The organism is Mesorhizobium waimense, assembly GCF_003601975.1.
Lineage (GTDB): Bacteria > Pseudomonadota > Alphaproteobacteria > Rhizobiales > Rhizobiaceae > Mesorhizobium > Mesorhizobium waimense.
In genome coordinates this window covers 176,859-190,392 of sequence record NZ_QZWZ01000004.1, presented here as the reverse complement: position 1 = coordinate 190,392, position 13,534 = coordinate 176,859, and the positions used below count along the sequence as shown (strand labels likewise).

General features: G+C 64.1%; 10 protein-coding genes. 7 read left to right on the top strand and 3 right to left on the bottom strand.

What is annotated here, in order from left to right; translation table 11 throughout:
• Positions 1-47 precede the first annotated feature (47 nt).
• Positions 48-1,226, bottom strand: coding sequence for an acetyl-CoA C-acetyltransferase (locus tag D3227_RS07745; protein WP_120013520.1), 1,179 nt, complete (start codon positions 1,224-1,226; stop codon positions 48-50).
• Positions 1,227-1,527: 301 nt separating this feature from the next.
• Here D3227_RS07745 and phaR point away from each other — a divergent pair, with 301 nt between their 5' ends.
• Positions 1,528-2,139 (top strand): polyhydroxyalkanoate synthesis repressor PhaR, encoded by a 612-nt coding sequence (gene phaR, locus D3227_RS07740; RefSeq protein ID WP_120013519.1) that lies wholly within the window; start codon positions 1,528-1,530, stop codon positions 2,137-2,139.
• Between the two features lie 33 nt (positions 2,140-2,172).
• On the opposite strand, the gene D3227_RS07735 is transcribed toward phaR, so the two are convergent.
• A complete protein-coding gene (locus D3227_RS07735; protein WP_120013518.1) occupies positions 2,173-3,318 on the bottom strand; it encodes a citrate synthase in 1,146 nt (381 codons plus the stop codon).
• Positions 3,319-3,412: 94 nt separating this feature from the next.
• Between D3227_RS07735 and D3227_RS07730 the strand changes: the two genes are divergently transcribed.
• The 6 genes from D3227_RS07730 to D3227_RS07705 all read left to right on the top strand — a co-directional run bounded on the left by D3227_RS07730 (position 3,413) and on the right by D3227_RS07705 (position 12,415).
• A complete protein-coding gene (locus D3227_RS07730; RefSeq protein WP_120013517.1) occupies positions 3,413-4,501 on the top strand; it encodes a citrate synthase/methylcitrate synthase in 1,089 nt (362 codons plus the stop codon).
• Between the two features lie 203 nt (positions 4,502-4,704).
• The gene (locus tag D3227_RS07725) at positions 4,705-5,835 is read left to right on the top strand and encodes a patatin-like phospholipase family protein (protein ID WP_120013516.1); all 1,131 of its coding nucleotides are present in this window, start codon (positions 4,705-4,707) and stop codon (positions 5,833-5,835) included.
• Between the two features lie 159 nt (positions 5,836-5,994).
• Positions 5,995-7,416, top strand: coding sequence for a coniferyl aldehyde dehydrogenase (locus tag D3227_RS07720; RefSeq protein ID WP_120013515.1), 1,422 nt, complete (start codon positions 5,995-5,997; stop codon positions 7,414-7,416).
• A 310-nt stretch (positions 7,417-7,726) separates the two neighbouring features.
• Positions 7,727-8,908, top strand: coding sequence for an efflux RND transporter periplasmic adaptor subunit (locus tag D3227_RS07715; protein WP_120013618.1), 1,182 nt, complete (start codon positions 7,727-7,729; stop codon positions 8,906-8,908).
• Positions 8,909-8,983: 75 nt separating this feature from the next.
• Entirely contained in the window at positions 8,984-12,160 is a 3,177-nt protein-coding gene (locus tag D3227_RS07710; protein WP_120013514.1) for an efflux RND transporter permease subunit, read from the top strand.
• A 96-nt stretch (positions 12,161-12,256) separates the two neighbouring features.
• Complete coding sequence (locus D3227_RS07705) at positions 12,257-12,415, top strand: DUF3309 family protein (protein WP_006203743.1); 159 nt, start codon at positions 12,257-12,259, stop codon at positions 12,413-12,415.
• Positions 12,416-12,480: 65 nt separating this feature from the next.
• Here D3227_RS07705 and D3227_RS07700 read toward each other — a convergent pair whose 3' ends face one another.
• Positions 12,481-13,446 (bottom strand): SDR family oxidoreductase, encoded by a 966-nt coding sequence (locus D3227_RS07700; RefSeq protein ID WP_120013513.1) that lies wholly within the window; start codon positions 13,444-13,446, stop codon positions 12,481-12,483.
• Positions 13,447-13,534 lie beyond the last annotated feature (88 nt).

Genomic DNA, 13,534 nt, shown 5'->3' with positions numbered 1-13,534 from the left:
TCATGCAGAATGGAACGGGCGGCTCGCACCGCCCGGATAGTCTGTCGTTACAGCGTTTCGATGCACATGGCGACGCCCATGCCGCCGCCGATGCAGAGCGTGGCGAGGCCCTTCTTGGCACCGCGGCGGCGCATTTCGAAAACCAGCGTGTTGAAGATGCGAGCACCGGAGGCGCCGATCGGATGGCCGATGGCGATGGCGCCGCCATTGACGTTGACGATCGAGGGATCCCAGCCCATGTCCTTGTTGACGGCGCAGGCCTGCGCGGCGAAGGCCTCGTTGGCCTCGACCAGGTTGAGATCGCCGACCGACCAGCCTGCTTTGGCCAGCGCCTTGCGCGAGGCGGGAATGGGTCCGGTGCCCATGATCTGCGGATCGACGCCGGCGGTGGCCCAGGACACGATGCGCGCCAACGGCGTGATGCCGCGCCGGGTGGCTTCGGCTTCGCTCATCAGCAGCGCACCTGCAGCACCGTCATTGATGCCGGAGGCGTTGGCGGCGGTCACGGTGCCGTCCTTGTCGAAGGCTGGCTTCAGCTTGGTCATGGCGTCGATGGTGGCGCCGTGGCGGATGTACTCGTCCTGGTCGACGATGGTGTCGCCCTTCTTGCCCTTGATGGTGAAGGCGACGATCTCGTCCTTGAACTTGCCGGCCTTCTGCGCAGCTTCGGCCTTGTTTTGCGAGGCCAGCGCGAACTGGTCCTGGTCGTCGCGTGTGATCTGGAACTGGCGAGCGACGTTCTCGGCAGTGTTGCCCATGTGATAGCCGTTGAAGGCGTCCCACAACCCGTCCTTGATCATGGTGTCGATCATCTTGTAGTCGCCCATCTTGACGCCGGCGCGCAGATGCTGGGCATGCGCCGAGAGCGACATCGATTCCTGTCCGCCGGCGACGATCACTTTGGCATCGCCGGCGGCGATCTGCTGCATGCCGAGCGCAATGGCGCGCAGGCCCGAGCCGCAAACCTGGTTGAGCCCCCAGGCGGTGGTCTCCTTGGGCAGGCCGGCGTTGATCGAGGCCTGGCGGGCGGGGTTCTGGCCTTGGGCGGCGGTCAGCACCTGACCGAGGATGACCTCGTCGACCTCGCCCGGCTCGACACCGGTACGCGACAGCAGCTCCCGGATGACGACGGCGCCGAGCTCGTGCGCCGGAGTGGCGGCGAAGGCGCCGTTGAAGGAGCCAACAGACGTGCGTGCCGCGCCGGCGACAACGATGGCATTGGACATTTTCTTCTCCAGACTTCGAGGTGACGTGTTTTGAGTATCGTTAGGGACTTTTCTTGCCCGTTCCATGACCCAAGTCAAACCGGAAATAGGCATGCCAGCCATGCGCGGCAAGCAGGCTGCCGGCGGTCAGTGCAACTGCCGCGGCTTTCGCTGCGCAGCATATTTTGCCCGCCATGCAGCATAAAATGATGCCGCACTGCACAAACCACTTGGAATTGTGACGCTTTTGCGCATATCCTCGAAAGGGCGCAATCGTTACCGGCGGCTTACTCACATGCGCCGGTGTCCGGGGAGGATACTGATGGCCGCGAAAGTCGATCCGATCGTTATCAAGAAATATGCCAATCGCCGGCTCTACAACACCGGCACCAGCACCTATGTGACGCTCGAGGACTTGGCCGACATGGTCAAGAAGGGTGAGGAGTTCACCGTCCAGGACGCCAAGACCGGTGACGACATCACCCACCCGGTGCTGACACAGATCATCTTCGAGCTCGAGAACAAGGACGGGCAGAACATGCTGCCGATCCCGTTCCTGCGCCAGCTGATCGCCTTTTACGGCGACCAGATGCAGATGATCGTGCCGAGTTTCCTCGAACAATCGATGATTGCCTTCTCCAAGGAACAGGAACGGTTCCGCGAGCAGATGAAGGGCGCCTTCGGCAAATCGCCGATCGACGTGATGAAGATGGCCACGCCGATCAAGGCGCTGGAGGAGCAGACGCGCCGCAACATGGAAATGTTCCAGAACGCGATGCGCCTGTTCACGCCGTTCCCATCGGCCGGATCGAACGGGCCTGCTCCTGCCCCGGCCGAGCCGGCCAAGAAGGAAGCGCCGGAGAAGCCGGACGACCTTCAGGAGCTGAAGGAACAGATCGCCGCCATGCAGCGCAAGCTCGACACCATGTCGTGAACGACGGCGGCCATCGCCATTCGCCAAGCCGATCTAGAGTCGGCTCACAGGCCCGTCGTAGCGGGCGCGCGGCCTGATCAATCCGTTGCTGGTCACCTGTTCGACGGCATGCGCGGTCCAGCCGATGCTGCGGCCGAGCGCGAACAGGCGAAACGGCGCGTCTGAAGGCAGGCGCAAATTGCGGGTCAGCGCGGCCAGCGCAAAGTCGATGTTCGGGCGCGTGCCGGTCGCCGCGAGAACGGCATCCCGCAGATGCGCAAGGCCGCCATCGACCTCGATATCGGCCAGCAGGGCGTCTGCCCTGGGATCGCCCTCGGGGTAAAGCTGATGGCCGAAGCCTGGCAGTGGCCGGTCATGGCCAAGCCAGCGCCCGACCGCGACATCGGCCCCTAGCCGCTCCGCGTCCTCGACGAGATTGAGGGCCGCCTCGCCGGCGCCGCCATGCCGGGGGCCGGAAAGGGTGACGAGACCGGCAAGCAGGCAGGCGGCAACCGGCGCGCCGGTGGAGGCGGCGACACGCGCGGCAAAGGTCGATGCGTTCAATTCATGATCGGCCAACAGCACCAGCGCCCTGCGGATCAGGGCCGCGCCGGCGCCGCCGACGGACCAGCCGCGCGCCAGCCTTTCATGCACGGCACCGCTTCCGGCAACCGCGCCAAGTGCCGCGGCCAGAGCGCCGATGGCACCGGCCGCATCCTGATACAGCATGGCCGGCAAGCGTCCGAGGGAAGGCCGGCCTTCCGCCGCCAGCCGGGCAAGGTTCGTGAAGGCCGCGGCGCGGCCGCTTTTGCTGCCATCAGAAGGCTCCTTCGAGCCAAACGACACGCCAGCATCCGCCGCCCAAAGCAGGCTCGCCGTCTGCTCCAGCGTGATCGCGGCGGAGAGTGTCGCCGCGTCCTCGCCGCGATAGACGAGGCGACCGTGCACGATGGTCGAGATCGAGGTGGCAATGGCCGGTTCGCCCCAGGCGATGGCGCTTTCGGCGATCGCCTGGGGGCTTCGTCCACGCGCCCGGCGGGTCGCAAGTGCTGTGATGTCGTCGGCGCGATACTGGCTGCGGCGCGGATCGGCCTGATCCGGCCTCATGCCGATGCGCCCGCGGCTGACATAGGCATAGAGGGTCTGGGGTCGCACCTTGAGCCGCCCCAGCGCTTCCTCGCGTGTCAGCCATTCCGACATGCCCAGGCACCTGTATATTGATTCACTTGATCAAGATTGATGCATTGATGGTGCACCATTAATTCCAGTCGGTAAACCTCTCAAGGAGACAGACATGGCAAACGGGCTCGATGACGTGGTGGCTGCGGAAACCGTGCTTTCCGATGTCGACGGTCTTGGCGGCCGCCTCACCATAAGAGGCCATTCGCTGCCGGAACTGGCTGGCCGTTGGCGCTATCCGCAAGTGGTTCGCCTGCTGCTCGACGGCTTCTTCGACGATCTCCCCGGCGACGCCGAGCTTGCGCAGGCAATCGGTCGATCGCGCGTCGAAGTTTTCGAGCGGTTGCAGCCGATGCTGCCGGCCCTGGTGCCGCTCGATGTCTACAGCGGCATGCGTGCCGGCGTCGCCTTGCTGCCGGACGGTGATACGTTGGCGGACGCCTTGCTGATGATCGCGGCGCCGGCGGTGCTGACGCCGGCCTTGCTGCGCGGCGAGCGCGGAAGTCCGGCGATCGCGCCGAATCCGCAGGCGGACCATGCCGCCGATATGCTGCGGATGCTGAGCGGCACCGACGCATCGCCTGCTTTGGTCACGGCCCTAGACACCTATCTGGTCACCGTCTGCGACCACGGCCTCAACGCATCGACTTTCGCGACGCGTGTAGTCGCCTCGACGCAGGCCGGCCTGACCTCGGCCATACTGGCCGGGCTCGGCGCGCTCAAAGGGCCGCTGCATGGCGGCGCCCCCGGTCCGGTGATCGAGATGCTCGACGCGATCGAGGCCGGCGGCGACGCTGCCGGCTGGCTGCGTGCCGAGATCGCGCGCGGCGAGCGCATCATGGGTTTTGGCCACCGCATCTACCGGGTGCGCGACCCACGCGCCGATGTGCTGAAAGCGGTGGTGCGGCAGCTCGGCGCCGAGGGCGCAACCGGCCGCCGGCTGGCTTTTGCCGAGACCGTGGAGCAGACGGCGCTCGAGGTGCTGCGGCAGGCCAAGCCGTCGCGCTCGATCCAGACCAATGTCGAGTTCTACACTGCGCTCTTGCTGGAGGCGGCGGGCTTTCCTGCCGAGGCATTCAGCAATGTCTTTGCTGCCGGGCGCGTCGCCGGCTGGGTCGCCCATGCGCGCGAGCAGCAGACGACTGGCCGGCTGATCCGGCCGCAGTCACGCTATGTCGGCCCGGTGCCGGACCTGGTGGCTTGAGTCTTCCAACCTGTTTCGATTGACACAGCCTCTCCGCTTCAAGGCGGGGTGTTTCGCCATGACCGAAATTTCATGTGATCACGCGACCGTGTTCGTGTTCTTGCCTTGGTCAGGACTTATATGCTGCACTGCAACATTAGTCCGCTGCAGTAGAACTGTCCGATTCCCGGCAGGCGCGCAGCACCCAAACCGACAGGAACGCCATGACGACGAACGGCAAGGCGGAGGAAAAGAAGAAGATCAACATCGCGCTACAGGGCGGCGGCTCGCACGGGGCCTTTTCCTGGGGCGTGCTCGACCGGCTGCTGGAGGATGGGCGGCTCGAGATCCAAGCAGTTTCCGGCACCAGCGCCGGCGCGATGAACGCGGTGGCGCTGGCCGACGGGTTCGTGCGCGGCGGTGTCGAGGGGGCTCGGCAGAAGCTCGACGATTTCTGGCGCGCAGTGGCGGCGAAGGGCCGCTTCAGCCCGGTGCAGCGCATGCCGTGGGATGTCGCCTGGGGCAACTGGTCGATCGAGAACACGCCGGGCTATTTCTTCTTCGATACAATGTCGCGGGTGTTTTCGCCCTATGTCGCCAATCCGCTGGGGCTCAACCCGCTGCGCGACGTTGTCGAACAGGAGATCGATTTCAAGAACGTGCACGCCTGCAAGTCGTTGGAGCTGTTTATTTCGGCCACCAATGTCGAGACCGGGCAATTGCGCGTCTTTTCCGACGGCGAGATCGACCTCGACACGGTGATGGCCTCGGCCTGCCTGCCGCAGTTGTTTCGCGCCGTCGAGATCAAGGGCGTGCCTTACTGGGATGGCGGCTATGGCGGCAATCCGGCGCTGTTCCCGTTCTTCAAGACCGCGGCGACCGACGACGTGCTTCTGGTGCAGATCAATCCGGTTGTGCGCGAGGGGACGCCGAAGAGCGCCAACGAAATCCAGAACCGGATAGACGAGATCACCTTCAATGCCGGGCTGTTGAAAGAATTCCGCTCGATTGCCTTCGTCAAGGAACTGATCGCCGCCGGCCGCCTGCCGCATGGCGAATACCGCGACATCCGCATGCATCGGATCGACGCCGACGAGGCGTTCAAGGACCTGTCGGCATCGTCCAAGGTCAATGCCGAATGGGCGTTCCTCGCCTATCTGCGTGATCTCGGCCGCACCGCGGCCAGCGACTGGCTGGAGGAAAATTACGACGCCGTCGGCAAGCGGCCGACGCTCGATCTCTCCGGAGAACTCGACGACGGTTTCAAGCCGGTGCGCGGGCCGGCGCCCGGTCGGCGGGTCAAGGAATTTTTGGCCGCGCGCAAGAAACCGGAGCAGGCACGCCGTCAGGCGTAGAGCGCACGGTCTTCGGTGCGCCCGCTGCCAGGTGGTTGCCCTGCGGCAGACCGACATCGAGATGTCCGCCGGCGCGGTGCTTCCCCAAGGGAAATGGGAAGTGCTGGATTCGACCTCTGCTGCGATGTAACCTTACCTAGACGTAAACGGGAGGTTGCGATGCTGCAGACCAGACAGGATGCCCTCGGCGCACAGTTCGCATTGCAGCGTGGTGCGTTCGAGAAAGAGCCTTTCCCAAGCCTTGATCTCCGCAAGGATCGTCTCAAGCGTCTGCTGGCGCTCACCGAGCAGCATGAGGCCGAGATATGCTCTGCCATCGACGCCGATTTTAGCGCCCGGTCGGCGCAAGAAACGCGTCTTGCGGAACTGTTCGTCGTCGGCGCGGGGATAAGACATGCGCTTGCGCATTTGCGTGGATGGATGCGGGAGCGCCGTGTCGCCACCAGCCTGCCGTTCCTGCCGGGGCGCAATCGACTTCTGCCGCAGCCGGTCGGTGTGGTCGGCATCGTGTCGCCGTGGAACTATCCGTTCCAGCTGGCCATCGCGCCGGCCACGGCTGCGCTGGCCGCCGGCAACCGCGTTCTGATCAAGCCCTCCGAACTGACGCCGAAATTTTCCGCGCTGCTCGAACGTCTGGTCGGCGAGCATTTTGCCCCTGACGAGATGAGTGTCGTTGTCGGCGACGCCGAGGTCGGAAAAGCCTTCGTGTCAGTGCCCTTCGATCACCTGCTGTTCACCGGCTCGACCGCGATCGGCCGCCAGGTGGCGATGGCCGCGGCAGCGAACCTTACGCCAGTGACGCTCGAACTTGGCGGCAAGTCGCCAGCTATCTTCGATGCGTCCTGCGACCTCGACGCAGCCGTGTCCAGCGTCGCCTACAGCAAGCTTTTGAATGCGGGCCAGACCTGTATCGCTCCGGACTATCTGCTGGTTCCGCAAGGGCAGTCGCAGATGATTGCCACGAAGTTTGCGGCCGCGATGGCACGGCTCTATCCGAGCTTGCGCAACAATCCCGACTATACGGCCATCGTCAGCGAGCGGCACCATCGACGCCTCAGCGACATGGTCGCCGAGGCTCGTGAGAGTGGCGCCGATGTCATCGAGGTCAATCCGGCAGGCGAAAAACTCGGCGTCACCGATCGCAAGATGCTGCCTACGCTGGTCAGGAACGCAGGCGAGGATCTGCGGCTGATGCGCGAAGAGATTTTCGGGCCAGTGCTGCCGATCATCGAATACGCCAAGGTCGATGACGCCATCGATCATGTGAACCGGGCGGAGCGTCCGCTGGCGCTCTACTGGTTCGGCCGCGACAGCGGCAATCGCCAACGGGTGATGCGGGAAACCATTGCCGGCGGCGTTACGGTCAACGACTGCATGCTGCATCTGGTGCAGGAACGCCAGCCATTCGGCGGCGTCGGCGCCAGCGGCATGGGCGCCTACCATGGCGAATGGGGTTTTCGGACCTTCAGCAAGGAAAAGCCGATTTTCCTCCAGTCCAAGTTGAGCGCGGGCGCCCTTTTGCGCCCACCCTACGGCAAGACATTCGAGCGGCTTTTCCGCCTATTGAAGCTCATTACCTGATAGATTTGCCCTCTGTTTTCCTCGAATGCATGAGAGGTTTCGCATCATCCTGACATCTGCTGCCAATGACCGTCCGACCCAGTGAGGGCGGGCGGCCAAGTGGCCAAGCGCTGGAGAATGGGGCGCGCGCCCTGTCTGGTGGTACAATGACCCATCAAACTTTCTCACTGTTTTGCGATGCAACTTTGAGGTAGAAGCGCGCTTCGCCGTTCACGGCAAATTGAACATGGCCCTACGCGCACCCATATCGGCGACGCGCCCGCGTTTTTGAAGACGCGGCCTGGCCCGACCCGCAGTGGAAAAAAACGACATGCCGAAAATCAGGTTTCACAAGCTTGCAGCAATTGTCGTGCTTATCGGATTCGCAGCCTGGATGGGAACGGGCGCGTTCTCGTCCGTCGGCAGCGCTGCCCCCGACAACAAGCCCAAGGCCGGCGAAGCCGATCAGCCCAAGGCGGCGGGCACCGACAAGCCGAAGGCCGCCGAGGCCGAGCAGCCCAAGGCCGCGCCGCGCACCGTAGCGGTGGTGACGCCGCCGCGCAAAACCTATGCGCGCGCCATCCGCATTTCCGGATTGACCGAGGCCGACAAGCGCGCGGTGCTGGCGACCCGGGTGGCCGGCATCATCGACAAGCTGCCGGTCAAGCAGGGACAGCACGTCAAGACCGGCGACCTCGTGCTGATGCTTGCCACCGAGGAAAAACTTTCGGCGGTCAGCAATGCCAGGCAGCTTCTTGCCCAACGCCAGGCGGAGCTTGCTGCTGCCGAGCGATTGGCCAAGACCGGAAATCTGCCCAAGCTGCAGCTCGATAACGCCCGCTCCAGCCTGACGTTGGCACAATCGGTGCTGGAAGCCATGCAGGCCGAGCTTGGTCGCAATGAGGTGAAGGCGCCTTTCGATGGCATCATCGACCGGGTGCCGGTGGAAGTTGGCAGTTCTGTGATGGCGGGCGGTGAGGTGGCGACCATCCTCAAGCTCGATCCGGTCATTGCCCGTGGCGAGGTCAGCGAGCGCGACCTGCGCTACATCAAGATCGGCGACGAGGCCAATGTGCGCCTGGTCAACGACCAGAAGGTCACCGGCACCGTGCGCTACATCAGCCGCGATGCCTCCTCGCAGACCCGGACCTTCCGGGTCGAAGTGGCGATCCCCAATGCGGACGGCAGCATCCCGGCCGGCATGACGGCGGAGATCGCGCTCAGCGCGCAGCCGACCGACGCGATCATGCTGCCGCGCTCGGTGGTGACGCTCGGCGACAAGGGCGATCTCGGCATCCGCGCCGTCGGCAAGGACAACAAGGTCGCATTCTTCCCCATCGACCTGGTGGATGACACGCCAAACGGCCTGGTGCTGGGCGGCATTCCCGATGATGCGCGCATTATCGTCGCCGGTCAGGAGCTGGTGAAGGAAGGCGATTTGGTCAAACCGGTCGAGGCCGACCAGGCGACAATCAACAAGCTGATCGGCGAGGCGACAGCCGGCACGCAATAGCATGGTCTGCCGGGGCTCCGCCCCGATGACGACACGCTGCCGCGCAGCTCCCGAAAGCAACAGCAGGCCTAAGTCATGGATATCGTAAGACTCGCAATCCACAACGCCCGGCTGACCATTTCGGTCCTGGTCTTCCTCCTGCTCGCCGGCTGGGTCGCCTATCAGTCGACGCCGAAGGAAGCGGAGCCCGACGTTCCGATTCCGATGATGTATGTCAGCCTGATCTATCAGGGCATCTCGCCGGAGGATTCGGAGCGCCTGCTGCTGCGGCCGATGGAAAGCAAGCTGAAGAGCCTGAAGGGGCTCAAGGAGATGCGCTCGGCCGCCTTCCAGGGCGGCGGCTACGTGCTGGTCGAGTTCCAGCCGCAGACGAACCTGGCGACGGCACTGCAGGATACGCGCAGCAAGGTGCAGGACGGCAAGGCCGACCTGCCGCAAGCGGCCGAGGAGCCGACGGTCACCGAGGTCAACGTCTCCGAATTCCCCGTCCTGGTGGTGACGCTGTCCGGCGAAGTGCCGGAGCGTGTGCTGACGGCGGCGGCGCGCGAATTGCGCGACCGCATCGAGGAAGTGCCGGGCGTGCTCGAAGGCTCGCTGCAGGGCGCGCGCGACGATCTCGTCGAAGTCGTCATCGATCCGATGAAGCTGTCATCCTATGGGCTGCAGCTCGACCAGGTGATGCAAGGCGTCGGCGCCTCCAACAGCCTGGTTGCCGCCGGCAACATCGAAGGCTCGGAAGGTAAATACGCCGTCAAGGTGCCGTCGCTGATCGAGAAGCCGGAGGACGTCGCCAATTTGCCGGTGGTCGCCACACCGGATGCTGTCGTTCGGGCCAAGGACATCGCCACCATCCGCTCCACCTTCAAGGATGCCGAGACGGTGACCCGTCTCGACGGCAAGCCGGCGATCGCCATCGAGGTGAAGAAGCGCATCGGCGCGAATCTCATCGACACGCTCACCAATGTCCGGGCGGTGTCGGACTCCTTCATCAAGTCGATGCCAGAAGGCATGCACGTTACCTACACGCAGGACAAATCGGTCTTGGTCAACCAGCTGCTTGGCGACCTGCAGAACCATGTCATGATCGCCGTCATACTGGTGTTCATCGTCATTCTCTACGCGCTGTCCGGCCGCGCATCGCTGCTGATCGGATTGGCCATACCATCGTCCTTCCTGATCGGTATCCTGCTGCTCGCCATGATGGGCTACACGATCAACATGATCGTGCTGTTCAGCCTTATCCTGGCGGTCGGCATGCTGGTCGACGACGCCATCATCGTCACCGAATTCGCCGAACGGCGGATGAGCGAAGGCATGCCGAAGGAAGAGGCGTTCGCTCTTGCCGCAAGGCGCATGGCCGGTCCGGTCATCGCGGCCACGATGACGCGAATCGCCGCCTTCTCGCCGCTGCTGTTCTGGCCGGGCATCATCGGCGATTTCATGAAATACATGCCGATCACGCTGATCGTCACGCTGTCGGCCTCGATGCTCTATGCGCTGGTCTTCGCGCCGACGCTGGGCGCGATCTTCGCCAAGGCGCCGAAGATCCACGAGGACGACAACCGCGACGGCTGGTACATGGCCGTGGTCAAGCAGGCGGTGCGCTTCCCCATCACCGTGCTCGTGCTCACCGTCGCCTTGCTGTTCGGTGTCGGCTTCGCCTATTCGAAGTTCGGCGCCGGCGTCGAGTTCTTCCCTAATGTCGAGCCCGACTACGGCCTGCTCTACGTGCATGCCCGCGGCAATCTTTCGCTTGCCGAAATGGATGCCGCGACCAAGGAGGCGGAGAACCGGCTGCTCGGCTGGCCGGGCGTGAAATCGGTCTACACCCGCGTCGGCAAGACGCAAGGCGGTGGCCAGGACATTCCCGAAGATGTGGTCGGCGTGATCCAGTACGAGTTCGTCGACTGGCGCGAGCGCAAATCGGCGAACGACATCCTGAACGATTTGCGCGGCGTCATGGCCGGCATTCCCGGCGTCGATGTCGAGGTGCGCGTTCCGGAGGCCGGTCCGCCGACCGGCAAGCCGATCCAGATCAGGCTTTCGGCCGCCGATCCGGCCGGTCTCGATGACAAGGCCCGTGCGGTTGCCGCGCGTATCGGCAAGGTTCCCAACGTCATCGACATATCGGACGGCCTGCCGCCACCCGGCGTCGACTGGGCGCTCGAGGTCGATCGCGCCAAGGCTGCGCAGTACGGCATCAGCCCGACCTCGGTCGGCACCGTGGTGCAATTGGTGACCAACGGGCTGAAGCTCAGCGAATACCGACCCGCCGGCGCCGATGACGCCGTCGACATCCGGCTGCGCCTGCCAGAAGACCGGCGCACGCTGTCGACGCTCGACGAGCTCAGGGTGCAGACCTCGCAAGGGGCGGTGCCGATCTCGAACTTCGTCGTCCGCAAGCCGGAACCGACGGTCGGCGTGCTCAACCGCATCGACGGCGCGCGCACGGTGGTCGTCCAGGCCAACGTTGCCGCCGGCGCCCAGGTCGCTGCCGTGCAGCAGGAGGTCACCAAGGCCGTCTCCGACATGGATCTCGGCAGCGGCATACGCTGGAAGCTTGCCGGCTCGAACGAGGACAGCGCGGAAGCCAGCGCCTTCCTCAGCAAGGCCTTCGGTGCGGCGATCTTCCTGATCTTCCTCGTGCTGCTGGCGCAGTTCAACAAGTTCACCAGCGTCTGGCTGGTGCTGTCCTGCGTGGTCATGGCGACGATCGGCGTGTTCCTCGGACTGCTGCTGACGGGCGAAGCCTTCGGCATCGTCATGTCGGGCATCGGGGTCATCGCACTGGCCGGCGTGGTGGTGAACAACAACATCGTGCTGATCGACACCTATGACCGGCTGCGCGAAGAGGGCTGGGACAAGGTCGAGGCGGTGCTGCAGACCTGCCGCGAACGCGCCCGCCCGGTGGTGCTGACGGCGGTATCGGCGATCCTCGGCGTGCTGCCGATTGCCTTCGGTCTTGGCCTCGAAATCTTCCATCACGAGACGACGATCAACGCGCCGTCGACGCAATGGTGGATTTCGTTGTCGTCGGCAATCGTCTTCGGCCTGTCCTTCGCCACCATCCTGACGCTGGTGGTGACGCCGTCGATGCTGATGGTGTTCACTCGCGCCAAGGTCAAGCCCGGCGCCCGGCGCGGCTGGTTCAGCCGTCTGTTCCGGCGCGGCAAGGGTGAGATTTCTTCGGATGCGCCGGCGCCGGATCTCGGTGCGGAGCCCGCAATCGCCTTCCCGAAGGCTGCCGAATAGCCTTGTTTTGGTTAGCCGAGCAAAAGGCCGTCCGGGAACCTCGGGCGGCCTTTTGCATTGTCCCTTCGAATTCAATTTTAAGGCGAGGGATTTCTCATGACAATCAGCACGCTTCTCATCATCATTCTGATCCTCATTTTGATCGGCGCCGTGCCGGCATGGCCGCATTCGCGCGCCTGGGGCTATGGCCCGTCGGGCATCGTCGGCGTCCTTCTGGTGGTGCTGCTGATCCTGCTCTTGATGGGCAGGATCTAAGCCGAGACTCCGGCAGCAAGCAGCGGAGGCCCATTGGGCGCCGGCTGCGTTGTCCGACCTGTAGATCAGGCAGCCTTCTGGCTGTCCGCTGCGGCAATGGTGGCAATGCCAATGTCGTTCAAGGCATCCGCAACGGCCGTCTCCAGCGGAGTTTGCGGGATCGGGCCGATGATGCCTTCCAGCCTTGCCGAGGTCAGTTGGTGCGGTTCGAAACGCAGGTAGGACATCGAGACGATCTCGCGCCACATTGCCACGAACGGGCTGCCGGCGCGCAGCACCCACCAGGGCATCGACGTCAGCTTCAGCGTACGCCCGAGCGCTTTCTCGGCCGCCGCCTTGATCTCCAAATCGGTGACGGCATGTCCGGGAAAGTTCAGCGCTTCGTAAGAGCCGAGCTTGTCGAGGTTCTCCGCCAGGCCGACGAAGGCCTTGGCCATATCCGGCAAATAGGCCCACTCATGCACGAGATCGACCGGCCCAGGCGCGATATAGACGCCCTTGTTCATCTTGGCGGCGACGATTAGGTCGAACCAGGAGCCGCTGCCGGTGCCACCGAAGAAATCGCCACCCCTGAGCAGGATGGTGCGGACACGTCCGGCGTCCGCCTCACGGCGAAACAGCTCCTCCATGGCGATGCGGATGCGGCCCTTTTCGGTGGTCGGGTGGAACGGCGTGTCTTCCGTGATCACCGCCGGGATGGGCGATCCGAAATTGTAGACATTGCCCGGAGCAAGGTGCAGGGCGCCATTCGCCCGGCAGGCGGCCATGACGTTTTCAGCCATCGGCAGGCACTTGCCCCAGTCGGTGTAGATCGGGTTCAGGCCATTGAAGATGATGTCGACGCCCTCGGTGGCGCAAATCAGCGCGTCGCGATCGAGGGCATCGCCGGCGACAGCCGTGGCGTCCCCGAGTTCCGCCGGCACCTTGCCGCTGCGCGTGACGGTGCGGACGTCGTAGCCGGCGTCGATGAAGGCCCTGGCGACCACGCGGCCGAGCCGGCCATTGGCGCCGAGGATTGCGATCTTGGTCATTTTTCGTCTCCGTGTTTGCATTGAGGACCCCAATGTGGAGCCTTTGCAAACGAATGGAAATTGACTGAGATTGGCGATATGATATTCA

Coding starts and splice junctions, on each gene's coding strand:
- D3227_RS07715 (WP_120013618.1), top strand. CDS start 7,727: ATGCCGAAAATCAGGTTTCACAAGCTTGCAGCAATTGTCGTGCTTATC.
- phaR (WP_120013519.1), top strand. CDS start 1,528: ATGGCCGCGAAAGTCGATCCGATCGTTATCAAGAAATATGCCAATCGC.
- D3227_RS07745 (WP_120013520.1), bottom strand. CDS start 1,226: ATGTCCAATGCCATCGTTGTCGCCGGCGCGGCACGCACGTCTGTTGGC.
- D3227_RS07705 (WP_006203743.1), top strand. CDS start 12,257: ATGACAATCAGCACGCTTCTCATCATCATTCTGATCCTCATTTTGATC.
- D3227_RS07735 (WP_120013518.1), bottom strand. CDS start 3,318: ATGTCGGAATGGCTGACACGCGAGGAAGCGCTGGGGCGGCTCAAGGTG.
- D3227_RS07700 (WP_120013513.1), bottom strand. CDS start 13,446: ATGACCAAGATCGCAATCCTCGGCGCCAATGGCCGGCTCGGCCGCGTG.
- D3227_RS07720 (WP_120013515.1), top strand. CDS start 5,995: ATGCTGCAGACCAGACAGGATGCCCTCGGCGCACAGTTCGCATTGCAG.
- D3227_RS07730 (WP_120013517.1), top strand. CDS start 3,413: ATGGCAAACGGGCTCGATGACGTGGTGGCTGCGGAAACCGTGCTTTCC.
- D3227_RS07710 (WP_120013514.1), top strand. CDS start 8,984: ATGGATATCGTAAGACTCGCAATCCACAACGCCCGGCTGACCATTTCG.
- D3227_RS07725 (WP_120013516.1), top strand. CDS start 4,705: ATGACGACGAACGGCAAGGCGGAGGAAAAGAAGAAGATCAACATCGCG.